Source organism: Blastomonas fulva (genome assembly GCF_003431825.1).
GTDB classification, from domain to species: Bacteria; Pseudomonadota; Alphaproteobacteria; order Sphingomonadales; family Sphingomonadaceae; genus Blastomonas; species Blastomonas fulva.
Genome location: NZ_CP020083.1, coordinates 894,841 through 921,264, shown reverse-complemented (window position 1 = coordinate 921,264; position 26,424 = coordinate 894,841). Strand labels below are relative to the sequence as shown.

Below are 26,424 nucleotides of genomic sequence, written 5' to 3'. Positions count from 1 at the left end.
GCGCTCAACCGTCGACAAAGCGCAGCTGGTAGCTGATCGTGGCACTGTCGTTGGCAGGCACGGTCACCTGCCAGACGTGCTTGCCGTCCTTGCGCACCACCTTGGCCGTAGCCTTGCGCAGATCGGCCTCGGCGATCTCTGCCAAATCGATCTCGGCGGTCACAGGCTCGGGGTTGGCGTTGGTCAGCACCAGCTTGCGGTTTTCGCTCCCCTCGGGGCCTGATCCCGCCAGTGTCGTGGTCGCCAGCCGCACCGCGCTGCTCGTCCCGATGGTGAACTTTACCTCCTGCCCCACCGCATAATCGCGCATCCGGCCCTGACCGATCAGCAGGCCGTTGTCCGATGCGCCATCGAACACCGAAATACGCCCCGATGGCAGCGGCAGGCCGAGGCCCGTCGCAGTCTTGTTGTCCATGCGGACCTCGATCTCCAGCGGCTCGGGCGTTTCGTCAGAACCATTCGCATTGCCGCGATAGACCATCCGTGCAGGCACATTCTGTTTGGCGAGCAGCTTGACCTGTTTTTGCCCCTTGGCCGCCACGGTCGAGCGGAAGGGCACGCGGTAGAGTTTCAAGTCGCCCAGCGCTTCGAGTTCGGCCACCGTGACGCGCGAACCGGTCACGATCACCTCCTCCATCGCCTCGGCGCGCACCGCACCGGTGCGCATTGCGGAGGGAGCCATCATCATCGGTGGCGGGGGCGGTGGTGGCGGCGGGATGTCAAAGACGCCCGCAGCGGTGCTGCCGCGCGGCCAGCAGCGGATGTACAGCGGCGTTGCCTGTGGCTTGTCGGCGATCGCTTGCATCGGCTGGCGGATGTTGAGCGTGCCCGCGATCACCAGCAGCTCGGAATCGGCAAAGCTCTCGGCATTGCCGTTGGCGAGCGTCAGCCAGGAGAACAGGTCGAGCGACGTGCCGTCGTCGGCCAATTTGACGACATAATCGGCGTTCCAGTCGAACCCGGCGGCAAGGTATGTCAGCGTCACCTCGACCGTTGCCGCTTCAGGCGAAACGGTATCGACCGACAGCACCGGCGTTGCGAACAGCCCGCCGGGCAGTTTTTCATAAATCACCTTTTCCGGCAGCCCCGAGCATTGCAGCGCCTCGATGCCGCTTTCGGTCTCGACCACCAAGGCACCCGAAGATCCGCTGCGAATCACCGCATCGCGCTCGCTCACTGCGCCGGTGGCAGGATCGGTGCGGCGCAGCGTCACGCGGTTGCCCAAAGTGCCATCGACCAGCGCTCCGGGGGAGAGCAATTTCTTGTCGCGGTTCTGCTCGATGATCCCGCCGGGCAGCCCGCGGACCACCGAGGACACCGCGACCATGCCCTCGGCGACACCGGCAAAGCGGATGGTCGCAGGGCCTGCGGGGACGGTGATCCGCCGGGTCTCGGTCACAACCGCGAAGCCGTTGAGGAAATTGAGGTTCATCCCCCCGCCATCGCCGCGAGCAGGGTCGCGGTAGATGGTGACCGCGACCGAATCGGGCCTGGGCGAGATGATCTCGGGGCGGGTCTGGGCTTGGGCGGGGGAGAGGAGGGCGGCCAGTGCTATCAATGCCCCAAGCATAACAGTCCGTGTTCCCGAGCCCCTCGGCTGGCTGGCAAGCCAGCCGCTCGGGATAAACGGATGAGGGGAGCGCATGATACTACTCGCTAGCCACTCTCAATACCGCGTTTCAAAGGTCGCGGTGACCTCCGCGCTGCCGTTCGCGGGGACCGGCACCGCCCACACCACCGCATTGCTGTTCCTGCGCTCGCTCTTCAAACTCTCGGTGACGATCCGCGTATCGGTCCAGCCGAAATCGAGCCCCGATTGCATCAGGTCGACGGTGACGGCCCCATCGCGCGCGTTGGTCAGTTCATAGCGCATGCTGGTCTGCCAGCGGGTAGCGGAGAGCCGCTTGCGCTCGATCACCGTGGTCTTGACCTTGACGTCGAACGCCTCGCCGGTCTTGAGCGCCAGCGCGCTGCCCATCGGGGTGTGGTCGATCGCGTTCTCGCCGATGAACTGCGGCGATCCGCGCTGGTCGCGCTGGTAGAAGCGCACCGAGCCTGCGGGCAGGGCATCGCCAAGGCCACCCGATTTGCTCGAGCTGAACTTGACCACGGTATCCGCGCTGCGCGGTTCGGTGATGCTGGCGAGCCAGCCGACGCGATATTCATACGCGCGTGACGCAGGCACGCCTTGAACATCGAGGAAGTTGATCTGCTTGGTCTGCCGGTCGGCGATCGTCGTGCGACCGACGGGGTAGAGATAGAAATCGCCCAGCCGCTCGCGGTCTGCGGTTTCGGTGCCGGCGCTGCGGATATTTCTGCCACGCCCTCCGCCGAAGCCCGATGCGCCCTGCGGGTTGCCTGCGACCAGCAAGGTATCGGCGTTGCGATAGGTGGTGCCCGAACTGTTCGACAGCGTCACCCAGCCCTGCACGTCGATGCTGCCCTTGGCCTCGTCGAACAGGGCGACATAGTCCGCCGACCAGCCCATGCCGCCGGTGAGATAGCGGATCGCCGCATCGCGTACCCCGGCGCGCTGGCTGTCGAGCGTGATCGAGAGCGTCGGGCGCGCGCGCAGATTTTCGGGCACCTTGTCGAAGATCGCCCGCACCGGCAGCCCGTCGTCGCGCAGCACCTCTATTCGGGTGCCGATCTGGACGACCACGCCTTGGTTGACCGAGAGCACCTTGGCGCGCTCGCGCGTCTCCGCGCCGGTCGCCGGGTTGGTGCGCACCAGGGTGATCGTTTCGCCCACCGCCTTTTCCATCAATTTGCCGGGGGTGAGCAGGTCATAGTCGAAATTTTGCTCGACGATGGTCGCGCCGTCGGCGGCGAAGCTCACCGTCTCGGGCTGGATCTGCGCGGAGACATCGGGGAATTCGATCCGGCTGGTACCGTTGGCGATGTTGAGCTTGCGGATATCCTGCACCAGCGAGGTGCCGCCGTTGTACACGGTGACCGAAACGTTGCCTTGCGCGCTGGGGGCGTCGGGATCGGCGGCGTCCTGGGCCAGCGCCGGAGCGAGCGCGAACAGGCTGGCAGCGCCGAGCCCCATCCAGAAACGTGACGAACGGCGCATATGGACCTCCCCGGACTTGTCTGTTCATGGTGGCTTAGGCGGGGCAAAATGAACAGGGGCTAAATCGCTGGGCAAGCGCCTGCCACGCCGATAAGAAGGCGGTCATGCTGCGTATCGCCTCTTACAACATCAACGGAATCAAGGCACGCCTGCCGCGTCTGCTCGAGTGGCTGGACGAGACCCAGCCTGCCGTCGCCTGCCTGCAGGAGATCAAGACGCAGGACGAAGGCTTCCCTGCGGCCGAGTTCGAGAAGCTCGGCTATGGTGCGATCTGGCACGGGCAGAAGGGCTTCAACGGCGTTGCGATCCTGGCGCGCGACGCGCAGCCGGTCGAGGTGCAGCGCGGGCTGGAGGGCGAACCCGAGGACGAGCATTCGCGCTATCTGGAGGCCGATGTCGACGGCCTGCGCGTCGCATGCATCTATCTTCCCAATGGCAATCCGCAGCCGGGGCCCAAGTTCGACTACAAATTGCGCTGGATGGATCGCCTGCGCAAACGCGCGGCCCAGATCATGGCCGAAGAGGTGCCCGCGGTGCTGGCGGGCGACTACAACGTCATCCCGCGCGACAACGACACCTATTCGGTGCGCGCGATGGCATCCGATGCGCTGATGCAGCCCGAAAGCCGCGCCGCCTATCGCCGCATTCTCGCCGATGGCTGGACCGACCCGATCGGCACCCTGCGCCCGGCCGGCGGGGTGTGGACCTATTGGGACTACCAGGCCGGCGCCTGGCAGCGCGACCATGGCTTCCGCATCGACCACCTGTTGCTCAGCCCCCAGGCCGCCGACCGGCTGAGCGCGATCGGCGTCGACAAGGACCATCGCGGTCGCGAAAAGGCCAGCGACCACGCGCCGACCTGGGTGGAACTGAAGGCCTGACCCTGCCCCTCACCGCCGCGCCACGCCGATCAGCGCGGTCGAGGGTATTGGAAGCACCGCCCGGTCGCCTGCCATACGGCGCAGTTCCGAGATGATCATGTCCTTTTGCGCTCGATCCAGATTCGCCCAGTCGGGCGATGGGTCGAACGCGGCATCGAGTTCATCCATCGCCGTCATGTCGAGACCGAAATCGCGGGTCACAAATTCGATCCGCGGATCGCGATAGCCTGCACCGATCAGTTCGGCGGCAAACCCTTCGGCGGTGTTGAGGATCGTCATCGACTCGGGCATCGGAGCCAGCGGTGTTTCGGGAAACAGGCGCCGGATAAGCTGGCCGAGCAGCATGAAGGCACCGGCGCCACGGTCCTGCCAGACCGCCACGACGCCGTGTCCGCCGGGCCGGGTGACCCGCGCCATCTCGGCCAATCCCTTGCGCCAGTCCGGGAACATGAACACGCCGAAGAACGAGAAGACCGCGTCGAAGCTGGCGTCGGGCAGATCGAGTGCCTGGCCATCCATCACTTGCGCCTCGACGTTTGGCACCGCCCTGGCCGCAATCCGGGCGACCATGCCGGGGGAAAAGTCGGTGGCAAGCACCTGGGCACCGCTTCTTGCGGCGGCGAACGCCAGCGCGCCGGTGCCGGCCGCGACATCCAGAACGCGCGACCTGGGGGTCAGCGGCACCTGCGCTAACCCGGCCTCGACATAGCTGGCGGTATAGGGATGCGCCGTGCGTTCATAGCGTTCCGCCGCGCTGTCCCAGTGATCGATCCTGTTGAAGGCCTGCATTGCTGATATCTCCGAATCATGTAACCTGATAGGTATCGTGAAATTCGGTGCTTGCCAAGTCGTTGCGAGCGACCAAGGTGGTTTTCATGCGGAACGATGGTCGCCTCTCCCGGATGTTGCATGTGCTGATCCATCTGGCGCGGCACGATGGTCCGATGACGTCAGAGACAATCGCGCGGATGCTCGATACCAACCCGGTGCTGATCCGGCGCACGATGTCGGGCCTGCGCGAAGCGGGCTATGTCAGATCGGAAAAGGGACATGGCGGCGGCTGGGCGATCGCCACTGATCTGAACGCGGTGACGCTGCTGGACGTCCACCGCGCGGTCGGCGGACCTCGGCTGTTCGCCATCGGGGTCGAGAACGCCAATCCCGGCTGTCAGGTCGCGAGCGTCGTCAACGAGGCGCTGGACAGTGCGCTGCAGGAGGCAGAACAGCTGCTGATCGCGCGGCTCAGGTCCATCAGCCTGGCCGAGCTTGCCCGGACGTTCGACGCGCGTTGCGGCGATCTTGTCCCGCGCTAGCAGCTAGCCGGAACGAGATTTACGCGATCGTCGTGCCTGCGATCCGTTCGATCTCGCGCTTGGGCTCGGCGGTCTGGGCGGTGGGCGGCGGGGCCAGCGATTGCAGCGCGGCGCCAGGTGCCACGGCCTGCAATTGCTTCAGCCTCGCGCGGAAGTTCGCCAGTTCGCTGCCCGAAAGCTGCGCGCGGGTGGTAAAGCGGACCGATCCGGGATCGACCGCGCGGCCGCCGCGATAGAGTTCGTAGTGCAGGTGCGGGCCGGTCGAAAGGCCGGTCGATCCGACATAGCCGATCACCTGGCCGCGGCGCACGCGGGTGCCGCTGCTCACCGCGATCCGGCTCATATGGCCATAGCCGCTGGCGATGTTGCCGCCATGGGCGATGCGCACGAAGTTGCCGTACCCGCCCTTGCGTCCGGCATAGTTCACCACGCCGTCGGCGGTGGCATAGATCGGCGTGCCGCTGCGGGCGCGAAAATCGATGCCGCTGTGCATCCGGCGGAAACCCAGGATCGGGTGGCGGCGATAGCCATAGCCCGATGTGATCGCGCCGTTGACCGGCCGGGCGAATTCGCCGCGTTCCTCGCCCACGCCCGAAGCCTCGAACCACTGCATGCCGTTGCCGGCCTTCCAGCGCAGCATCTGCGCGCGCGGCTTGCCGCTGCGTTCGAGACCCGCATAGAGCAGGTCGCCCATCTCGACCTCGCCGGTTGCAGCGCGCTTGTAATCGACGATGATGTCGAACTCGTCGGTCGCGCGGATATCGTTGCCGATCGAAAGCTGGGTGCCCAGCGTGCGCAGATAGGCCTGGATCGCGCCCGGAGGCGCGCCTGCCGCGCGCGCCGAACGATAGAGGCTTGAGCCCACCGTGCCGCGAATGCGCAAGGGGGTGGCGTCGACCAGAATGGGCTTGCGCACCAGATCGAGCTCGGATCCTGCCCGCACGATCTCGACGTTCATGTCGAAGCGCGCGCGGAATGCGATGGTCTCGACCGGGCGCGGCTGGTTGCGTGCAAAACGGCGGCCCAAGGTGATGTCGATGCGGGTGCCGTCGCGAATGTCCTCGAGCGGAACCACCGAGGAGACGAGATTGGCGACCGATTGCGCATCGCCGCTGCCCACACCTGCGCGCTGCATCACGCGCATGAAGCTGTCGCCGCGGCCGATGACGGCGGCAAGTTCGATCGTCGGGCGCTCGGGTGCCTGGCGCAAAGCGACCACCGCATCGGTTGCCGCCATCGCGCGTCCGGTATCGCTGCCGAATGCCATCGGCATGATCATCTGGCTGCGCAATTCTTCCAGCGCAACAGGGGCCGGGGCCATCGCCGCCGCGCCCAGCGGATGGATGCCCGGCCACACCGCATAGGCGCCGGTGCACAGCAGGCAGAGCGTCGCGAGCCCGCGAAACCATTCAAGGCTGCCGATGTTCTGGCCCAGATCCGGGGTCCAGTTGGTCTCGTGGATGAAGGTTGCAAGCCGCGACCAGCGCTCACGGATCGAGCCGAGGCCAAGCCCGGGCACGCCCATGGCCGGCGCCGGAAGCGCATCGGCCATCGACAGTCTGGCGGTGGCGGCCCCTGCCCCCAAAAGCTGTTCGCGTTGCTGAAACAAGTCCGACCCTTTTTCGCCATTCCTCCCGTGCTGCACCTTTCAGGCGGGCACGATGGCGATTTTTCCTCGCCCGCAAATCTTGTGGAGAATGCCGGTTAAAGTCAAATTAACCCGCGCGACAAAACCCGTTCGCCGGGACGAGCGGTGCATTAAGCCGGGCCAATGGCGGAACCTGTCCACAGACGATTGCACGGCTTGCCGAATGGGGCTTGCAACTTGGCGAGGCGGCCATGATGTAAGGCGTGGAGGCTGCTCCCATGACCCGATTTTCGTCCCGATCTGCGCAGGGCTCCGTGACTGCCGTGCTGGGACCGACCAATACCGGCAAGACCCATCTTGCCATCGAGCGGATGAGCGCGCACTCCAGCGGCCTGATCGGCTTTCCGCTCCGCCTGCTGGCGCGCGAGGTCTATGACCGGGTGGTCGCGATCAAGGGGCCCAAGGAGGTCGCATTGGTCACCGGGGAAGAGCGCATCGTCCCGCCGGGCGCGCGCTGGTTCCTCTCCACCGCCGAAAGCATGCCGCTGCAGGACGGGCGCGATTTCGCCTTCGTCGCGATCGACGAGGCACAGCTTGGCGCACATCCCGAGCGCGGGCACGTCTTCACCGACCGTATCCTCAACGCGCGTGGCCGCGACGAGACGATGATCCTGGGGTCCGAAGCGCTGGCTCCCATGGTGCGCACGCTGGTGCCCGATGCCGAGATCATCACCCGCCCGCGCTTTTCGACGTTGAGTTATGCCGGGATCAAGAAGCTCTCGCGGCTGCCGCCGCGCAGCGCGATCGTCGCGTTCTCCGCCGAGGAGGTCTATGCGGTTGCCGAGATGCTGCGCCGTTTCCGCGGCGGCGCTGCGGTGGTGATGGGCGCCTTGAGCCCCGCGACGCGCAACGCGCAGGTGGCGATGTATCAGGCCGGCGAGGTCGATTATCTCGTCGCCACTGATGCGATCGGCATGGGGCTCAACATGGATGTCGAGCATGTCGCGTTCGCCTCGTTGTACAAATATGACGGCGCGCGGCGGCGGCGGCTGACTCTGCCCGAAATGGCGCAGATCGCCGGGCGCGCCGGGCGGCATCAGCGCGACGGCACCTTCGGATCGGTCGCGGGCCGCGCCGATGCGCAGTTCAGCGACGAAGAGATCGAGCGGATCGAGCAGCACCAGTTCCCGCCGCTCAAATCTTTGTTCTGGCGCGATTCTGCGCCGCGCTTTGACAGCCTGGGGCACCTGATCGCCGATCTGGAACGCTTGCCCTCCAGCCCGGTGCTCAAACCCGCGCCCGAGGCGATCGATCTTGCGGTGCTGCGGCGGCTTGCCGATGATCCCAATGTCGGCGCCAGCGTGCGCGGGACAGCCGCGGTGCGGCGCTTTTGGTCGGTGTGCAGCCTGCCCGATTTCCAGCATCGCGGGGCGGAGCATCACGCCAGTTTCGTCGCCCAGCTCTGGCAGCATCTGGGGCAGGGAAAAGGGCATATCCCGGCGGACTTCATCGCCCGGCGTATCGCCGATCTCGATCAGGTGCAGGGCGATGTCGAGAAATTGGGCGCGCGCATCGCGGCGATCCGCACCTGGGCCTATGTCGCGCAGCGCCGCGACTGGCTTGCCGATCCGGCGGAAATGGCAGGCCGCACCCGTGCGGTAGAGGAGCGCCTGTCCGATGCGCTGCACAAGGCGCTGGCGCAAAGGTTCGTCGACCGGCGCACCGCCGTGCTGTTGCGTGGCCTTGGCGGCGATGCCTCGCTGCTGCCGGTGACGCTGGAAGAGGGGGATGCGATCTGCGTCGATGGCGAGCCGATCGGCAAGTTGAACGGCTTTGCCTTTGTCGTCGACGCACAGGCGCGGCTGGCGGACCGCAAGCTGCTGCTCGCCGCAGCGGACCGGCATCTGCCGGGGCTGCTGGCCAGGCGCGCGCGCGAGCTGATCGGCGATGTGCCCGGCAGCCTTGCCATCGCAGCCGATGACAAGGCGCGCCCCGCATTGCTGTGGCGCGGGCAGCGGATCGGGCAGATCGTGCGCGGTGCCTCGCTCGCCCAGCCGAAGTTCCAGCCCGACCGTGCGCTCGAGGCGCTGCCGCGTGCCGATCACGAGGCGCTGCTGGCACACGTCGCGGCCTGGCTCGAGGCGCAACTGGGAACGCCGCTGGCGCCAGTGCGCGCGCTGGCCCGCGCGGCCGAGGACAAGCGCTGCTCCGGGCCGCTGCGCGCGCTGCTGGTGCAGCTGGTCGATGCAGGCGGCGCGATGCCGCGAGTGCAGGCCGATGGGCTGATCAGCGCGCTGGATCCTGCCGCGCGGCAGGTGCTGCAGCGGCTGGGGGTGCGGCTGGGCAGCCTCGACGTGTTCTGCGCCGCGATGATCCGACCCGATTGCCAGCGGCAGCTTGGCCTGGTGCGCGCGGTGCAGGCGGGCGAACCCCTGCCGCCGCCGGGAGATGCGCAGGTCGCCGCGCTGCGCACGGTGGTCCCGGCAGGCTCGCTGCCGGCTGGCGGTCACCCGGCCTATCGGCTGGTGGGCGATCAGGCGCTGCGCGTCGACATGGCCGAAAAGCTGATCCGCGCCGCGCACGACCGGCGCGGCCAGGCGGCGAGCTTTGTCATCGATCCTGCGCTGGCGATCTCGATGGGGCTGACCGCCGCCAACACCGAGCGGCTGATGCGCGCGGCAGGCTTTCGCCGCGATGGCGCGGCGGCGGGCGGAGCCGATGCTGCGGCGCTGTGGCGCTGGCGCGGTCTGGGGCGGAAAAAGGCGGTCGAGGCGGCACCCCCGCCCAGGCCCGACGGACATTTTGCGGCACTGGCACAATGGAAGGTGGCGATTGGCTGAAACGGGTGGATCGGGCTCGGGTGCGGGCGGGCATATGCGGATGGATGTGCTATTGTGGTATCTGCGGCTGGTGCGCAGCCGGTCGCAGGGCAAGTCGCTGGCCGAACAGGGCGTGATCCGGGCCAACGGCACCCGGGTGGTCAAGGCGCATCACGCGGTGCGCTGCGGCGACATCCTTACCGTCCCCCAGGGTTCGCGCGTGCTGGTGCTGCAGATCGACCATCTGCCCTGGCGTCGTGGCCCTGCCGAAGAGGCGATGGCCTGCTATCGCGAGCCCGAGGACCGGCGCGCCGCCGGATAAAGCCTGGCTATGTCCGCCCGAGGCAGCGCGATATTGACGCCACCTGCCTATCGCAATAGCAAGGCCAGCAGAATCACCATGCCAGACGGGCGAGAGATGCCCGGCAAACCACTCAGGGGAGCGATCACAGCCGATGACCTATGTAGTCACCGACGCCTGCATCAAGTGCAAATACATGGACTGCGTGGAAGTATGCCCCGTGGACTGCTTCTATGAAGGCGAGAACATGCTGGTGATCAACCCCAGCGAGTGCATCGACTGCGGCGTGTGCGAACCCGAATGCCCGGCCGAAGCGATCCTTCCCGATACCGAGGACGGCCTGGAAAAGTGGCTCGAGCTCAACACCAAGTTCAGTGCCGAATGGCCCAACATCACCGTCAAGCGGGAATCGCCCGCTGACGCCGATGAGTACAAGGGCAAGGACGGCAAGTACGAGGCTTTCTTCTCGCCCGAACCCGGCGAGGGCGACTGAGCACGTAGACACTCGGTCGGCGGGGAGCCTTCGGGCGGCCTGATCGCCTGCAATCGTTCTCACATTCCGTAGCGTCGGGCGCGTCCTCGCGTCCGGCGCCGCTTGTTTTTGGGCCTGCGAGACCCCATTTGGGTCCGGAATGGCCATTACAGGGTGGCTATTTTGTGACGAATCTGTTAAGCAGCGCCCATCAGTGCTGCAGTGCGGCACTGTGTTGGTGTCCCGCTTTCGGCACATATTCGAGGAGATTCCGTTCGGACGGCAGGATCGCAGGTTCGAAAAGGCTCCCGCTTCCCCTGAATTGAGAAAGGTTTTTGAATGGCCGCCAAAGCGCTGTCTTTTGATGTAGGCGATTATGTGGTGTATCCCAAGCACGGTGTCGGCCGTGTTGTGGAGCTTCAGAAGGAAGAAATTGCCGGCATGCAGCTCGAGCTGTACGTGCTGCGCTTCGAAAAGGAACGCATGACCCTTCGCGTTCCGGTCAACAAGGTTGAAAGCATCGGCATGCGCAAGCTGTCGTCTGACAAGACGCTGCGCGAGGCGATGGAAACGCTGAAAAGCAAGCCCAAGGTCAAGCGCACCATGTGGTCGCGCCGTGCCCAGGAATATGAAGCGAAGATCAATTCGGGCGACCTCGTGTCGATTGCCGAAGTGACCCGCGACCTGTTCCGCCCGGACGACCAGCCCGAGCAGAGCTATTCCGAGCGCCAGATCTTCGAAGCGGCCTCTAGCCGCCTCGCGCGTGAACTGGCCGCGATGGAAAAGACCGACGAGCCTGCCGCTCTGAAGAAGATCCTCGAGATCCTCAACGAGGCAGCGCCGCAATATTACGAAGTCGCCGAATAAAGCGGTTTCGCACCGGCTTGATCGGCTGGTGACCGGTTTTCGAAATATGCAGGCTGCGTGCGGCCTGCATATTTCGTTTCGGTTGCCGCGCTTCCACCTTTCCCTTTGCGCAACGTAACCCGAGCGGCTAATCCGCTTGCCGTGACCCAGGCTGCCATCTCGATCGACAATCTGCGCAAGATCTACAAAGGCGCAGGCAAGGCCCCCGACAAGCTGGCGCTGGACGGTGTGAGCTTCGATGTCCCGCGCGGCCAGATCTTCGGCCTGCTGGGCCCCAACGGCGCGGGCAAGTCCACCCTCATCAACATCCTGTCGGGCATGGTCCGCAAGACCTCGGGCTCTGCCAGCATCTGGGGCTTCGACATCGACGCCAATCCGCGCAACGCCAAGGCGTCGATCGGTATCGTGCCGCAGGAAATCGTGTTCGATCCGTTCTTCACGCCTGCCGAAGCGCTCGAGCTTCAAGCCGGGCTGTTCGGCGTGCCCAAGGCGCACCGGCGTACGGCAGAGCTGCTGCGCGCGGTGCGGCTCGAGGACAAGGCCGATGCCTATGCCCGCACGCTGTCCGGCGGCATGAAGCGGCGGCTGCTGGTGGCCAAGGCGATGGTGCATTCCCCGCCGATCCTGGTGCTCGACGAACCCACCGCGGGCGTCGACATCGATCTGCGCCAGCAACTGTGGGACTATGTGCGCGAATTGAACCGCGCAGGCGTCACCATCGTGCTCACCACGCATTACCTCGAAGAGGCCGAGGAGCTGTGCGACCGGATCGCGATCATCAACCACGGCAGGCTGATCGCCAACAAACCCACCGCCGAAATGGTCGGCATGGCGCGCGACAAGCTCATCGTGCTGACGCTTGACCAGGATATCGCCGCGCTTCCCGCAGACCCGGCGTTCGACAAGGTCAGCAAGCTCACCGACCGGATGGTCGAGATCGGCTACAGCAAGGACAGGCTCAACGCGGGGCAGGTGATGAGCCGGGTGCGCGAGGCAGGCTATGGCATCGTCGACGTCTCGACCCGCGAGCCCGATCTCGAGGACGTGTTCCTCAACCTCACCAAGGCGGTGGCGTGAAACGGATTGCGGCGATCGCAATGGGTGCTGCGCTTCTCTCCGGCTGCGCCGAGCGGCAGATGGCGGGGCCGGCGGTTCTGGATGGCCTGCTTGCTTTTGAAGATCCTGCAATGTGCCGGCCCGGGCCGGAAACGGCGCGATTTCTTCAAGCCATGGTGGTGGTCGATCCTCAAGCCGTTATCGACCCCGACAAGCATTTGCGGCCGGGCAAAATAGATGCGCCACCCTCGCTGGCTGGTCATTTTGGACGAATCGAAATGACACGGCACGATGGCTGGACGGCGTTCAGCGTTCGCGTATCCGGCACGATGCTCGGGCTGCCGCTCCACGCCATTCATCAGACATTTCCAGAAGGCGGCGATCCGGGCGACCTCAGTTTCGAATTTGCCGTTCCGCCGCCCGCTGCGTTTTCCGCGCTGCGAAGGGGCGGCTTCCCGGTCGAAATCAACCAGGATGTATCGCTTGGTCCTCCGGACGGGTATGAATTGTTCGTCAATCTGCAGGCCAGCCCTGACGCCCCGGATCGCTCCCTCCTCACATGTGGTTATCGCTGATGCAACATGACGTCCTGATCATCGGCTCGGGCGCGGCGGGACTGACCGCTGCCTTGAGCCTCGCGCGGCATTGCCGGGTGCTGGTGCTGGCCAAGGGCGACATTTCGGGTGGATCGACCGCCTGGGCGCAGGGCGGCATCGCCGCGGTGCTCGAAGAGGGCGATTCGTTCGACAACCATATCGACGACACGATGGTCGCAGGCGCAGGGCTCAACAGCCGCGAGACGGTCGAATTCGTGGTCGAGAATGCACCTGCCGCTATCCAGCACCTCGTCGACCTGGGCGTGCCGTTCAACCGCAACGGCGGCGGCGGCGACCATGCCGATGACCTGCATCTCACCCGCGAGGGCGGGCACAGCCATCGGCGGATCGTGCATGTCGATGACGCCACCGGCTGGGCGGTGCAGCAGGCGCTCGAACGCGCGGCACTGGCCAACCCCAACATCACGCTGATGCCCGACATGGTCGCGATCGACCTGATCGCCGACCGGCACTGCGCCAGCCCCACCGGCGACAAGCGCATCTGGGGCTGTTATGCGCTCAACCGCGCGACCGGCCATGTCGAGGCGCTGACCGCGCGCGCCACCTTGCTGGCGAGCGGCGGAGCAGGGCGGACGTACCTGTTTTCGACCGCCCCCAGGGGCGCCACCGGCGATGGCATCGCCATGGCCTGGCGCGCAGGCGCGCGCGTCTCCAACATGGAATTCATGCAGTTCCACCCGACCTGCCTGTACAATCTGGAGGTCAAGAACTTCCTGATCACCGAGGCGGTGCGCGGAGAGGGTGGGCATCTGCTGATCCCAGAGACTGGCTATCGCTTCATGGGCGATTTCGACCCCAGGCTGGAGCTTGCCCCGCGCGATGTCGTCGCGCGCGCGATAGACCACGAGATCAAGCGGCTGGGGCTCGACTACGTCCATCTCGATATCAGCCACCAGCCTGCCGACTTTGTGAAGGGGCATTTCCCGACGATCTACGACAAGCTGCTGGGCCTTGGCATCGACATCACCCGCGATCCGATCCCGGTGGTGCCTGCGCAGCATTACACCTGTGGAGGAGTGCTGATCGACCTTCAGGGCCGCACCGATCTGCCCGGGCTGTATGCGGCCGGAGAGGTCAGCCAGTCGGGGCTGCACGGCGCCAACCGGCTTGCATCCAACAGCCTGCTCGAATGCTTCGTCTTCGGCGATGCTGCCGCCACCGACATCATCGAGCACTGGGACGAGCTGGGCCCGCCGCCTGCGATCCTTCCCTGGGATGAAAGCCGGGTGACCGATTCGGACGAGGAGGTCGTCGTCCAGTACAACTGGCGCGAGATCCGCCGCTTCATGTGGGACTATGTCGGCATCGTGCGCACCACCAAAAGGCTGGAACGCGCGCGCCACCGCATCGAGCTGCTGCGCAGCGAGGTCGAGGAATATTACGGCAACTTCCGTGTCACCCCCGACCTGGTCGAGTTGCGCAACCTGATCGAGGTCGCCGACCTGATCGTCCGCTGCGCGCTCGAGCGCAAGGAAAGCCGGGGGCTCCACTTCAACAGCGATTTTCCGGACACGCTGCCGGTGGCGGTGGACACGGTGCTGGTGCCCTGACACTCTCCCCTTCCACAAGCGGGAGGGGCGATAACCAGGCCATTCACCGCGCCCAGCGACTCATTCACCGCAAAACGTGCCTGTGCGCGGGAACCTGCGGCTAGATCGCTTCACGGGCGGTACATCGGGGGTGTGCAACCCTGATGCCAACACGAAATCCGATCAGAAAGCCGCCGCATGTTCGCCCGCACGCTGTCCCTGTTCCTCGCTACAGCCGCGCTTGCTGCCTGCGTCTCCACGCCACGGCAGGTCGCGCAGCCGCGTCCGGCGCCTGCGCCCGCGCGCGTCCAGCCGGTGCCGCCGCCGCTTGCGCCGCGCGCGACGAACGTCGTACCGCAGGGCTTGCGCGACGAGCTGGCGCAGTTGTGGCGCAGCTTCCCGGGCAAGACAGGGATTGCGGTGCGGCGGATCGATGGCGACTGGGTGGTCGGCCACCGCGGCGGCGAGCTGTTTCCACAGCAGAGCGTCTCGAAGCTGTGGGTGACCATGGCGGTGCTCGAAAAGGTCGATCGCGGCGAGCTTTCGCTCGATACCGAGGTGACGATCACCCCGGAAGACCTCACCCTGTTCCACCAGCCGCTGGCGGCCCGCGTGGCGCGCGAAGGCACCGTGCGCGAGACCGTGCGCACGCTGATCAACGAAGCGCTGACCGCGAGCGATAACAGCGCGAACGATGCGCTGCTGCGCACCGCGGGCGGGCCCGGCGTGGTCAACGATTTCCTGCGCCGCAAGGGCCTGTCGAGCATCCGCTTCGGCCCCGGCGAGCGACTGCTGCAGAGCGGGATCGCGGGCGTCGAATGGCGGCAGAGCCTTTCGGCCGGACGCGCCTTCCAGGCCGCGCGCGAACGCGTGCCGCTCGACCGGCGCCGCAGCCTGTTATCCGCCTATGTCGCCGATCCGATCGATGGCGCGAGCCCGGAAGGCATCGTCAATGCGCTGGCCCGGCTGGCGCGTGGCGAATTGCTCTCGCAGAACTCGACCCGTCTGATGCTCGACACGCTTGGCCGCACCCGCAGCGGGCCCAATCGGCTGAAAGCGGGCGTTCCTGCGGGCTGGCAGTTCCTGCACAAGACCGGGACGGGGCAGGATCTGCCGCCGGTTTCCACCGGATACAACGACGTCGGCATCATGACCGCGCCCGACGGAACCCGCTATGCCGTAGCGGTCATGCTGGGGGAAACCACTGCAGGCATCCCTGCGCGGATGCAGCTCATGCAGGCGGTGAGCCGCGCAGTGGGGCGCTGGCACCAACGCTGATCGTGATGGGGCAGACGGCCTCTACCGCTTCTTGAAACAATATGTTATCTGAACGGCGGGAGACATTTGTTTCGTTCGCCGAAGCCGACCTCATGCGATTTGGGAATCGCTAGGGACCGGACCGGCAGGAGAGCTGCGAACTCATGCCTTCTATTCCCGTTTTCCGCCTGTTCAGGCCCGTCCGCTGACGGCTCTGGTTCCCGTGGCCGCCCCCGCCATTCCTCCGCGCAGCAACCCGTTGACCGACTCGGCCAGCTGGAATGCCATGCGCAATGCCTGCGTCGCAGATCCGGGCGCCTTCCATGGCGATCAGGCGCGATCGGCGATCTGCTGGTACCTGCCCGAGCTTGGCGCCTGGGGGTATTTCGACCGCGAGGCCAACGCGTGGACAGGCTGGGATGCCGCGACCGGCGCGGCGCGCAGCCTCGACCTCGGCCAGGATTACATGCCCTGGGCGCGCGGCCTCAACGCCGATGATGCGCCCAACTGGCGCTGGTTCGAAGGCGCGTTCACCAACAGCGGGTTCAACGAGGTCGACCGGCATGTGCTCGCAGGCCATGGTGCCGAGACTGCCCTGATCTTCGAGGGCGATCGCTGGAACATGTCGAGCGACAACGGTCGCGGCGGCCCGGTCGATTGCTACCCGGTCAGCCGCAAGCACCTGATGCTGGAAAGCGCCAAGTGTTCGCTGGCGCTGGCCGCGCTGGGCCTCAAGGCGGGTGACCGCATCGCGCTCAACATGCCGAGCATCCCCGCGCAGATCTACTGGACCGAGGGCGCCAAGCGCGCTGGGATCATCTACACGCCGGTGTTCGGCGGGTTCAGCGACAAGACATTGTCCGACCGCATCGCCGACGCCGGTGCCCGCATAGTGATCACCGCCGATGGCAGCTATCGCAACGCGCAGATGGTGCCGTTCAAGACGAGCTATACCGACCCGGCACTCGACAATTTCATCGGTGTCGGCACCGCGATGCAGCTGCTCGCAGCCGCGCTGGATGATCCCGCTTCAGGAGCCGATACGGCTGCGCGCGAGCGGATCACCGATGCGGTCACCGAGCTGCTCGATGGCGAGGTGACCGTCGAGCGTTCCGATGTCATGCGCGGCGTGGGCCGCGCGCTCGATGATCTGGCGCAGGGCTCGGGCATGTCCGCTGCACAGGCCGCAAACCTGCGCATGGCGATCGCCTCGGCTTTGGTCGATTCGCCGCCGCGCGTCGATGCGGTGGTGGTGGTGCGCCACACTGCGCAGCCCGATCTGGTGTGGAACGCAGGCCGCGATCACTGGAGCCATGATCTCACCACAAAGGCGAGCGGGCAAATCCTCGATGCCGCGCGCGCGCTTGGGATCGATGTCGCCGACGAGGCCGCGCTGCTGGCGCTGGATGACGCGGATTTCGTCCGCGCGATCTGGGCGGCATCGCGCCCGCTGCCAGTCGATTCGGAATACCCCAATTTCATCATTTATACCTCGGGATCGACCGGAAAGCCCAAGGGCGTGGTGCACGTGCATGGCGGCTATTGCGCGGGCGTTGCCGCGACGATGCCGGTGGCGTTCGATGCGTCGCCAGGCGATGTCATGTTCGTCGTGGCCGATCCGGGCTGGATCACCGGCCAAAGCTATCTCATCGCAGGATCGCTGCTGTGCCGCGTGACCACGATCATCACCGAAGGGTCGCCGGTCTTCCCGCATGCGGGGCGCTTTGCTTCGATCATCGAGCGGCACAAGGTGCAGATCTTCAAGGCCGGCGTCACCTTCCTCAAGAGCGTGATGCAGGATCCCGAGAACCTCAAGGACATCCAGAATTACGACATGTCGTCGCTCAAGGTCGCGACCTTCTGCGCCGAACCCACCTCGCCATCGGTGCAGGCGTTCGCGATGGAGCATGTGACGCCTTGGTACATCAACAGCTATTGGGCGACCGAGCATGGCGGCATTGCCTGGACGCATTTCTACGGCAATACCGATTTCCCGCTGCGCGCTGACGCGCACACCTATCCGCTGCCGTGGATCGTCGGCGATGTGTGGGTCGAGGACGCGGACGCGCCCGAGGCCGATTTCGGGCTGGTGCGCGTGAGTGCCGGCGGCGTGCCATGGCGTCGCGCCAAGAACGGCGAGAAGGGCGAGATCGTCATCGCGCTACCGTACCCGTATCTCACCCGCACCATCTGGGGCGATACCGACAGGTTCACGCTGGACTCGACGTCGGGCGGTGTCCGGGTCAATCCCGACTGGCGGGGTGATTCGGGCCGCTATTCGAGCACCTATTGGGAGCGCTGGCGCGGCACCTGGGCCTATACCCAGGGGGATTTCGCCATCCGCCACGAGGACGGATCGTTCTCGCTGCATGGCAGATCGGACGATGTCATCAACGTCTCGGGCCACCGCATCGGCACCGAGGAAATCGAAGGCGCGATCCTGCGCGACAAGACGCTCGATCCCAATTCGCCGGTGGGCAATGTGCTCGTCGTCGGCGCGCCGCACCGCGAAAAGGGCGCGACGCCGATCGCGTTCGTCACCGCTGTTGCGGGCCGCAGGCTGACCCAGGACGACCGCCGCCGGCTCACCGATCTGGTCCGCACCGAAAAGGGCGCGGTCGCGGTGCCGTCGGATTTCCTGGAGGTGTCGGAATTTCCCGAGACCCGTTCGGGCAAGTACATGCGCCGGATGGTGCGCGCGATCGTCGAGGGTGGCGAGATCGGCGACACCTCGACGCTGCGCAACCCGGATAGCATCGACGCGCTGCAAACCGCGGTCGCCACCTGGCGGCGTAAACAGCAATTGTCGGAGGAACAGGCGCTGTTTGAGCGCTACCGCTATTTCCTGATCCAGTACAACCAGCTGGGAGACGGCAAGCGGGTCGCGACGGTCACCGTCACCAATGCCCCGGTCAACGCGCTCAACGAACGCGCGATCGACGAACTCGTGATCGTGGTCGAGCACCTTGCGCGCAAGGACGATGTCATCGCGGTGGTGTTTACAGGCCAGGGCACCGCCTCGTTCGTCGCGGGCGCGGATATCCGCCAGATGCTCGAGGAGGTGAACACCGTCGAGGAAGCCGGCGTGCTGCCCAATAATGCGCAGCTCGCGTTTTCCAGGATCGAGATGATGGGCAAGCCGTGCATCGCGGCGATCCAGGGCGTGGCTTTGGGCGGCGGGATGGAGTTCGCGCTCGCCTGTCATTACCGCATTGCCGAGCCCGTCGCGCGCTTCGGTCAGCCCGAGATCAACCTCAGGTTGCTCCCCGGCTATGGCGGCACGCAGCGTCTGCCGCGGCTGCTCGCCGAACGCCGCGCGGGCGAGGGCCTGCGCGATGCGCTCGATCTGATCCTCGGCGGGCGGGCGATCAGTGCCGAAGAGGCGCTCGAGATCGGCGCGATCGAACAGGTGGCGGATGCCTCGAACGATGTGTTGTCGCTCGCGCATGGCATGGTGCGCGAATTTGCGCGGCACGGGCCCGAAAGCCCGCTGGGCAAGGCGTTTGCCGACCGCAAGGCGATGACCAAGCGCTGGGCCAACCCCGCGCATATCGATCTCGATGCCGTGCTCGAGGACCCGTTCCTCCAGCGCATCCTCAAGCAGCTCGAATGGGCCGGACGCGGCGAAGCGGGGCGCCGTGCGCTCGACGCGGTGCGCACCGGCTGGACGCAGGGCATGGCCGCGGGCCTCAAGCGCGAGGGCGAACATTTCGCCGAAGCGATCATCGATCCCGATGGCGGCAAGACCGGCATCCGCCAGTTCATGGACAAGCAGAGCCCGCCTCTGCCCGTGCGCCGCAACGGGGTGTGGATCGACAGCGAGCATGAGGCGAACAAGGCCGAGATGATCGCATCTGGCCAATTGCTGCCGGTCGGCGCGCCCTTCTATCCGGGCGTTACCGCGATCCCGCACAAGCAGCTCGCCTTCGGCATCAGCCGCGACCCCGACACCGGGAGCCCACGCTTCGGGCCTCCGGCGTCCCATGAGCGCGAGCATATCGTGGCGGTCGTGGCGCCCGAGCCCAACGAGGCGCTGGTCTATATGCTGACCAGCGAGGTCAACTTCAACGACATCTGGGCGCTCACCGGCATCCCGGTCTCGCCCTTCGACAGTCATGACGAAGACGTCCAGATCACCGGATCGGGCGGGCTGGCGCTGGTCGCCGCATTGGGCAGCGAGGTCAAAAGCGAGGGCCGCTTGCGCGTCGGCGACATGGTCGTCGTCTATTCGGGCACCTCGGACCTCTTGTCACCGCAGGCGGGCGACGATCCGATGTTCGCAGGCTTCGCGATCCAGGGCTACGAGACCAAGACCGGCAGCCACGCGCAGTTCCTCAACGTCCAGGGGCCGCAGCTTCACCGCGTACCGCCCGATCTGACGCTGGAACAGGCGGGGTCCTATGTGCTCAACCTCGGCACGATCACCCGCTGCCTGTTCACCACACTGCAGATCGTGCCCGGCAAGACGATCTTCGTCGAAGGGTCGGCCACCGGCACCGGGCTCGATGCGCTCAAGAGCAGCATCAAGTCGGGGCTCAAGGCAACCGGGCTTGTCTCGAGCGAGGACCGCGCGGACTTCGTCAAGGAACAGGGTGCGGTCGGCGCGCTCAACCGCAAGGACCCGCGTTTTGCCGCATTGTTCACCGCGGTCCCCGACGATCCCGATGCCGCGCGCGCATGGGAGGCGGACGGATCGGTGCTGCTCGACGAATACCGGGCTATCAACGATGGATCGCTCGCCGATTTCGTGGTCAGCCACGCAGGCGAGACCGCCTTCCCGCGCAGCTTCCAGCTGCTCGAGGAAAACGGCACATTGGCGTTCTACGGCGCATCGTCGGGCTATCACTTCGCCTTCATGGGCAAGACCGGCAGCGCCTCGCCATCGGAGATGCTGGCCCGTGCGCAATTGCGCGGCGGCGAATCGGTGCTGCTCTATTACGGCCCCGGCAGCCGCGATCTGGCCGATCCCTTGGGGCTCGAGATGATCGAGGCGACGCGATTGTACAAGGCGCGCACCGTCATCGTCACCACCACCGACGGCCAGCGCGAGTTCCTGCAATCCTTGGGGCTCGAGGAATCGGTCGAGGGCATCATCAGCCTCGAAGGGCTGAAGCGCCGCGACAGCGAATTCCTCTGGCCCGACAGCCTGCCACGCCTGCCCGATGCCCGCACGGATATCGAACGGTTCAAGGAAGGCGTGCGCAGCTATCAGCAGCATACGATGAAGCCGTTCGGCACCGCGGTCGGGCGCATCCTGAGTTCGCCCGGGAACCCGCGCGGGGTGCCCGATCTGGTGATCGAGCGTGCCGGGCAGGATTCGCTGGGGGTCTCGACCTCGCTGGTCAAGCCGTTCGGCGGGCGCGTGGTCTATGCCGAGGAGATGGCGGGCCGCCGCTACACCTTCTACGCGCCGCAGGTGTGGACGCGGCAGCGCCGGATTATCATGCCCACCGCCAGCATCTTCGGCACCCATTTGTGCAACGCGCACGAGGTGACGATGATGAACAACATGATCGCAGGCGGGCTGCTCAGTGTCACCGAGCCACAGGTGGTCGACTGGGACGGGCTGCCCGAGGCGCATCAGGCGATGTGGGACAACCGCCACACCGGCGCGACCTATGTGGTCAACCACGCGCTGCCTGCGATGGGCCTGCGCAGCCGGGACGAGCTGCTCGAATACTGGGCCGCGTCTCAGGACATTTTGGGCGACATCTGAAAGACATAAGCCGCCGGACACGGCGCGGCAGAGGAATACCGACATGACAAGCAGCAAGAGCAAAGCGACCAAAGCAGGCGCAACTGACGGCAGGCTGGCAGGCAAGGTGGCCCTGGTCACCGGGGCTGCGGGCAATCTTGGCGGCGCGATCATCCGCCGCTTCATCGGCGAGGGCGCGACCCTGGTGATGACCGGGCGCACGGCCGAACGGCTCGAGGCGGCCAAGGCGGCACTGCTCTCCGAGACCGGGGTCGACGAGGCGCGCGTGTTCACCGTCATCCTTGATGGCGGCGATCCCGATTCGGTCCGCGCGGCGATGGGCGAGGTCAAGGCGGCACTGGGCCGGATCGACGTGCTGGTCAACAATGCGGGCTCTGCAGGGCCTCGCCAAACGCTCGAGAACGTGCCGCTGACCAAGGCCGAGATGGAGGCCAATGGCGACACCGAAACCGTCGCCGACGCGATGCGCAATCTGCTCGGCGTCAGCTGGAACCTGACCCGGGCTGCGGCCCCGATCATGCCGGCGGGCGGATCGGTGATCAACATTTCGACCATCTTCGCGCACACCCGCTATCATGGCCGCACGGCCTATGTGGTGCCCAAGGCGGCACTGAACGCGCTCAGCCAGGAGCTCGCCAAGGAGCTCGGAGCCGAGGGCATCCGCGTCAACACCGTGTTCCCCGGCCCGATCGAAAGCGAGCGCATCCGCACCGTCTTCGCCTCGATGGACAAATTGCAGGGCGAGGGCGACGGTGCCACGGCGGACTATTTCATGGGCCGCATGTCGCTGAAGCGCGCAATGGGCGGCGCCAAGCCCGCCAAGACGCTGCCGGTGCCCGGCGATATCGCCGATGCCTGCCTGTTCCTCGCCAGCGACGAGTCCTCCGCGCTCAACGGCAACGAGATCGACGTCACCCATGGCATGGAAGTGCGCAAGGATTCGCGATCGACCTATATGACCCGCCCATCGATGCGATCGCTCGACGGCACCGGGCTCAGCGTGCTGATCGCGGCGGGCGAACAATGGGAAGACGCGCTCGAGATCGCGCGGATTCAGCTGCTGCAGGGCGCGCGCGTGCTGCTGGGGCTGACGCGGCAGGTCGATGTTGCGCAGGCCGAGGCACGGGTGCGCGCGCAGAATCTGGGCGATGGCATCGACATCATGCGCTTCAACCGCGCCGAACCCGATGGCATGGAGGCGGTACTGCGCGCCTTTTCCGATGCGCACGGCCCGATCAACAGCGCGATCATCCTGCCGGTCAAGGCATCCAACCTGTTCTCCGCAACGCTGGCGGGCGCGACCGATGCCGATGTCGATCTGCTGCTCGATATCGAGCTGTCGGGCGCGATCGCGCTTGCCCGAACGCTGGCGCGCTACTGGAAGCAGCGCACCGATCTGCTGCAGGATCCGCGCTACGTCTTCATGTCGTCGCCCACCGATGGCAATGGCGACCGCTTCGGGCGGATCATGACCGCTGCGATCGCGCAGTTGATCACCATCTGGCGCGACGAATCGCGGGTCGAGGCGCTGCACGGCCGCCAGCAGCGCGCGGTCTGGGGCAACCAGATCATCCGCTATACCAACGCGGAGGAAGACAATATCCGCTTTGCTGCCGGGCACGCCACGCGGATCGTGTTCAAGGAACAGAAGATCACCGAAACCTCGCTGTACCTGCCCGCCAACATCGGTGAGGAAACCGGCGCGCGCAAGGCGATGCTGGGCTTTGCCGAGAACATCACCGGGCTGCATCTGGGCAAGGTCGCTTTGATCACCGGAGGCTCCGCCGGTATCGGCGGCCAGGTCGCGCGGTTGCTCGCGCTGGCGGGCGCCAAGGTGATGATGGTCGCCCGGCGCGAGAGCGAGCTCGAGGCCGCGCGCGAGCGTATCGTCGGCGAATTGCAGGATGTCGGTTTCTCGGGCGTCGAACGGCGGATCAAGTTCATCGCCAATGTCGATGTCAGCGATTTCGATTCGCTGCGCCGCGCCGCCGATGCCACGATGGAAGAGTTCGGCCGGATCGATTATCTGATCAACAACGCCGGTGTCGCGGGCGCCGAGGACATGGTCATCGACATGCCGCTCGACACCTGGCGCTGGACGCTCGATGCGAACCTGATCAGCAACTATCTGCTGATGCACTATGTCGTGCCGATCATGAAACGCCAGGGATCGGGTTATATCCTCAATGTCTCGAGCTATTTCGGCGGCGAGAAGTTCCTTGCCGTCGCCTATCCCAACCGCGCCGATTATGCGGTGTCGAAGGCGGGCCAGCGCGCGATGGTCGAAAGCTTCTCGCGCTTTCTCGGCCCCGAAATCCAGGTCAACGCGATCGCGCCCGGCCCGGTCGACGGCGACCGTCTCTCGGGTACCGGCGGCAAGCCAGGCCTCTTCCTGCGCCGCGCGCGCCTGATCCTCGAGAACAAGCGGCTGAACGCGATCTATGCCGCCGTCATCGAATCGATCCGCGAGGGTGCGGAGGTGACGCATGTGCTCGGGCGTCTGGCGCGCAACGATACCGGCTATCTCAGCCACGACCGTTCGACCCCCGACCCGCTGCGGCTGCTGTGTCTCGAACTCGCGCGCGAGGGCGACGGCATCTGCACCTGGGACCGCTATCTGCTCACCCCCGAGATTGCCGGACGGCTGCTCGCGCGGCTGCGCTCGGCGGGATATCTGTTGCAGAATGCCGACTGGCAGGAGCGCAGCGGCACCGCCGATGGCCTCACCGGCTGGCTGATGGTCACGCCGCCCGATGACATGCCGTACCTTCCCCAGGATCGCATCGGCAAGGAAGCCGACAAGGTCGGGCGCGGCGTGCTCTCGCAGCTGCATCTGGGCGCGATGCCCAAGGAAAGCGAAGTGGCCCAGGCCACCGTGTTCTATCTCGCGGACCGCGCGGTCAGCGGCGAGACGTTCATGCCCTCGGGCGGGCTCAGCGTCGAACGCTCCTATACCGAGCGCGAGATGTTCGGCAGCCCCAAGCAGGAGCGGCTCGACCGGATGAAGGGCACCACCGTGTGGGTCATCGGCGAGCATCTGGCCGATTACATCGCCGAGACGGCCAACCATCTGATCGGCGGCCTGGGCGTGGCGCGGATGGTGCTGCTGACCCGGACCGAGGCCGGCGGCGCAGGCGTGCTTGCCATGCTGGACGCGGAGGTCGCCGACAAGGTGACGGTGCGCGTATGCGGCGCGGACATCGAAGGCGCGATGGATACGGCGCTGACCGACTTCGGGCGGCCCACCACGGTCGTCTCGACGCCGATGGCGGGCCTGCCCGACCGGTTGTTCGATGACGGCGCGATGCTCGACCCTGCAGAATTCAGGGACCTGTGCGAGGAGAACCTGACCCACCATTTCCGCATCGCCCGCAAGGCCTCGCTCTATGATGGGTGCCAGCTGGTGCTGGTCTCGCCCGATGTGCCCTTCGGCCAGAGCGGGCCTGCATTCGCGCTCGCCAACTTCGTCAAGACGACGCTGCACGCGTTCACCGCAACGCTGGCGGTGGAAAACGAGCGGCTGGTGCACGATGTGCCCACCAACCAGATCAACCTCACCCGTCGCATCCGCTCCGAAGAACCGCGCAACGCGGTGGAGCATCAGGAAGAGCTCAAGCGCTTCGCCCGCGCCGTGCTGCTGGTCGGCGCCCCGCTTCCCGACGCGCAGGATTCACGGTATCGCGCGCGGATCTACCGGGGGACTTCGATGACGGTGTGATTGTGATTGATCTATGGTTGTGCTAGTGTGTGTACACATGAACACAAAGGTGGCGCGATGAACAGCACAACCATGACGATCCGTGTACCATTGGAAGTGAGCGACAAGCTCTCGCGCCTGGCCAAGGGCACCGACCGCAGCCGCTCCTATCTCGCCGCTGCTGCCGTCTCTGCCTATGTGGATCGGGAGCTGGAGATTATCGAAGGCATCCAGCAGGGGCTTGCCGATGTGGAAGCGGGCCGAGTTGTCCTGCATGAGCAGGTCGTCGCAGAGGCCGAGGCCATCATCGCGGAAGCACGCCAGGCCAGAGCAAAACGCTGATGCGGCGGGTGGTCTGGTCGGAGCGGGCGCAGGCCGATTATCTCACAGCGCTCCGTCATATCGCTGACGATGATCCTGAGGCGGCCGCAAGGGTGGGGCGCGCCATACAGAGGACCGGCGAGCAATTGGGCGAATTCGCGACCGGTTATCCAGGTCGGATCACCGGTACATACGAAAAATCGGTGCGACGGTTTCCCTATATCATCGCCTACACGATGGCGGATGATGGCCGGACGGTGGCAATCCTGCGTGTCATCCATACGTCGCGCGATTGGCGCGAGGATGGGTGGCCGGACTAAAGACAGGTTCCCCATTCTGGACGCCCAGGCCGTGCCAGCATTTCATTGGTCGTTTCGTGAATGGCGGCTGGCAGTGATTTGGTTAGTCCCTGATAAAATGCCAAGGCATCCTTGTTGCTGCACAGTTCCCCAACCGGCCTGTCTCTTTCACCCATTTGCACCTTGAAGCGCTCCAACCCGTCTGGCGTCCATCCATTGGCGAGAAACTTGGCATCTAGACGAGCGATGTCCTCGTCAAGGGCTGCGCGGAAAGCAGGGCTTTCCTCTTGTATGCAGCGTTTGCCGATTTCGCTGATGCTCTCCAATATCGCAGCCCAACAAACCGGACCCATAGTGGTTGATCTTGTGGGATTCGCCCCTTGGCTGATTTCGTTATCGGCAGCTCTATCCGCCGCCGATGGCTGACTCATTGCAGCAACTGTGGCAAAGCTGAAGGCGTATATTGATCCGAGTACAATGACTGCCATTATACCAATGAATGTCCGAGTCGAATCTTGTGCCATTCGTGTAGAATAGACGTGAGCTTTTCCGAAATATAGAAATTCGTTCGTGAAAAAATTCGGTTTCGGCCGCATCAATCTCAACCAACTCAGA

At 65.5% G+C, this 26,424-nt stretch carries 19 protein-coding genes; 14 read left to right on the top strand and 5 right to left on the bottom strand.

What is annotated here, in order from left to right:
• Nucleotides 1–4: 4 nt before the first annotated feature.
• Both B5J99_RS04365 and B5J99_RS04360 read right to left on the bottom strand, forming a co-directional pair.
• Nucleotides 5–1,570, bottom strand: a complete 1,566-nt coding sequence (locus B5J99_RS04365) for a DUF4139 domain-containing protein (RefSeq protein ID WP_117351617.1) — start codon at nt 1,568–1,570, stop codon at nt 5–7.
• A gap of 96 nt (nt 1,571–1,666) precedes the next feature.
• Complete coding sequence (locus B5J99_RS04360) at nt 1,667–3,076, bottom strand: DUF4139 domain-containing protein (protein ID WP_245991741.1); 1,410 nt, start codon at nt 3,074–3,076, stop codon at nt 1,667–1,669.
• A gap of 107 nt (nt 3,077–3,183) precedes the next feature.
• Between B5J99_RS04360 and xth the strand changes: the two genes are divergently transcribed.
• Nucleotides 3,184–3,957, top strand: a complete 774-nt coding sequence (gene xth / locus B5J99_RS04355; protein ID WP_117353353.1) for an exodeoxyribonuclease III — start codon at nt 3,184–3,186, stop codon at nt 3,955–3,957.
• Nucleotides 3,958–3,966: 9 nt separating this feature from the next.
• Here the strand turns inward: xth and B5J99_RS04350 are convergent, their stop codons facing one another.
• The gene (locus tag B5J99_RS04350) at nt 3,967–4,746 is read right to left on the bottom strand and encodes a class I SAM-dependent methyltransferase (protein WP_117351614.1); all 780 of its coding nucleotides are present in this window, start codon (nt 4,744–4,746) and stop codon (nt 3,967–3,969) included.
• A gap of 86 nt (nt 4,747–4,832) precedes the next feature.
• On the opposite strand from B5J99_RS04350, the gene B5J99_RS04345 reads away from it, so the two are divergent.
• Complete coding sequence (locus B5J99_RS04345; protein ID WP_117353352.1) at nt 4,833–5,270, top strand: Rrf2 family transcriptional regulator; 438 nt, start codon at nt 4,833–4,835, stop codon at nt 5,268–5,270.
• 19 nt (nt 5,271–5,289) lie between these two features.
• Here the strand turns inward: B5J99_RS04345 and B5J99_RS04340 are convergent, their stop codons facing one another.
• Nucleotides 5,290–6,879, bottom strand: a complete 1,590-nt coding sequence (locus B5J99_RS04340) for a M23 family metallopeptidase (RefSeq protein ID WP_245991740.1) — start codon at nt 6,877–6,879, stop codon at nt 5,290–5,292.
• 257 nt (nt 6,880–7,136) lie between these two features.
• Here B5J99_RS04340 and B5J99_RS04335 point away from each other — a divergent pair, with 257 nt between their 5' ends.
• The 12 genes from B5J99_RS04335 to B5J99_RS04280 all read left to right on the top strand — a co-directional run bounded on the left by B5J99_RS04335 (nt 7,137) and on the right by B5J99_RS04280 (nt 25,830).
• The gene (locus B5J99_RS04335; RefSeq protein WP_117351611.1) at nt 7,137–9,698 is read left to right on the top strand and encodes a helicase-related protein; all 2,562 of its coding nucleotides are present in this window, start codon (nt 7,137–7,139) and stop codon (nt 9,696–9,698) included.
• Complete coding sequence (locus tag B5J99_RS04330) at nt 9,691–9,999, top strand: RNA-binding S4 domain-containing protein (protein ID WP_211337875.1); 309 nt, start codon at nt 9,691–9,693, stop codon at nt 9,997–9,999. Before B5J99_RS04335 ends, B5J99_RS04330 begins: the two co-directional genes overlap by 8 nt.
• Before the next feature lie 133 nt (nt 10,000–10,132).
• Nucleotides 10,133–10,471 carry a ferredoxin FdxA gene (gene fdxA / locus B5J99_RS04325; RefSeq protein WP_054135726.1) on the top strand — a complete coding sequence of 113 codons (339 nt, stop codon included), beginning with the start codon at nt 10,133–10,135 and terminating at the stop codon, nt 10,469–10,471.
• A gap of 318 nt (nt 10,472–10,789) precedes the next feature.
• On the top strand, nt 10,790–11,317 hold the full coding sequence (locus tag B5J99_RS04320) for a CarD family transcriptional regulator (protein ID WP_054135725.1): 528 nt from the start codon (nt 10,790–10,792) through the stop codon (nt 11,315–11,317).
• A 141-nt stretch (nt 11,318–11,458) separates the two neighbouring features.
• A complete protein-coding gene (locus B5J99_RS04315) occupies nt 11,459–12,394 on the top strand; it encodes an ABC transporter ATP-binding protein (RefSeq protein ID WP_054135724.1) in 936 nt (311 codons plus the stop codon).
• Nucleotides 12,391–12,948, top strand: a complete 558-nt coding sequence (locus tag B5J99_RS04310) for a hypothetical protein (protein ID WP_117351609.1) — start codon at nt 12,391–12,393, stop codon at nt 12,946–12,948. The genes B5J99_RS04315 and B5J99_RS04310 overlap by 4 nt, the downstream gene beginning before the upstream one ends.
• Nucleotides 12,948–14,540, top strand: a complete 1,593-nt coding sequence (gene nadB / locus B5J99_RS04305) for an L-aspartate oxidase (protein WP_117351607.1) — start codon at nt 12,948–12,950, stop codon at nt 14,538–14,540. The genes B5J99_RS04310 and nadB overlap by 1 nt, the downstream gene beginning before the upstream one ends.
• Before the next feature lie 177 nt (nt 14,541–14,717).
• Complete coding sequence (locus tag B5J99_RS04300) at nt 14,718–15,797, top strand: serine hydrolase (RefSeq protein ID WP_117351606.1); 1,080 nt, start codon at nt 14,718–14,720, stop codon at nt 15,795–15,797.
• A gap of 238 nt (nt 15,798–16,035) precedes the next feature.
• The gene (locus B5J99_RS04295) at nt 16,036–21,492 is read left to right on the top strand and encodes an AMP-binding protein (protein WP_281273077.1); all 5,457 of its coding nucleotides are present in this window, start codon (nt 16,036–16,038) and stop codon (nt 21,490–21,492) included.
• Between the two features lie 43 nt (nt 21,493–21,535).
• Nucleotides 21,536–25,210 carry an SDR family oxidoreductase gene (locus B5J99_RS04290; RefSeq protein ID WP_117351602.1) on the top strand — a complete coding sequence of 1,225 codons (3,675 nt, stop codon included), beginning with the start codon at nt 21,536–21,538 and terminating at the stop codon, nt 25,208–25,210.
• 57 nt (nt 25,211–25,267) lie between these two features.
• Nucleotides 25,268–25,531 carry a CopG family ribbon-helix-helix protein gene (locus B5J99_RS04285; protein WP_117351600.1) on the top strand — a complete coding sequence of 88 codons (264 nt, stop codon included), beginning with the start codon at nt 25,268–25,270 and terminating at the stop codon, nt 25,529–25,531.
• Nucleotides 25,531–25,830: a type II toxin-antitoxin system RelE/ParE family toxin gene (locus B5J99_RS04280; RefSeq protein ID WP_117351598.1), complete on the top strand. Its 300-nt coding sequence runs from the start codon at nt 25,531–25,533 to the stop codon at nt 25,828–25,830. Before B5J99_RS04285 ends, B5J99_RS04280 begins: the two co-directional genes overlap by 1 nt.
• On the opposite strand, the gene B5J99_RS19480 is transcribed toward B5J99_RS04280, so the two are convergent.
• Nucleotides 25,827–26,405 (bottom strand): hypothetical protein, encoded by a 579-nt coding sequence (locus B5J99_RS19480; protein WP_162892447.1) that lies wholly within the window; start codon nt 26,403–26,405, stop codon nt 25,827–25,829. The genes B5J99_RS04280 and B5J99_RS19480 overlap by 4 nt on opposite strands.
• Nucleotides 26,406–26,424 lie beyond the last annotated feature (19 nt).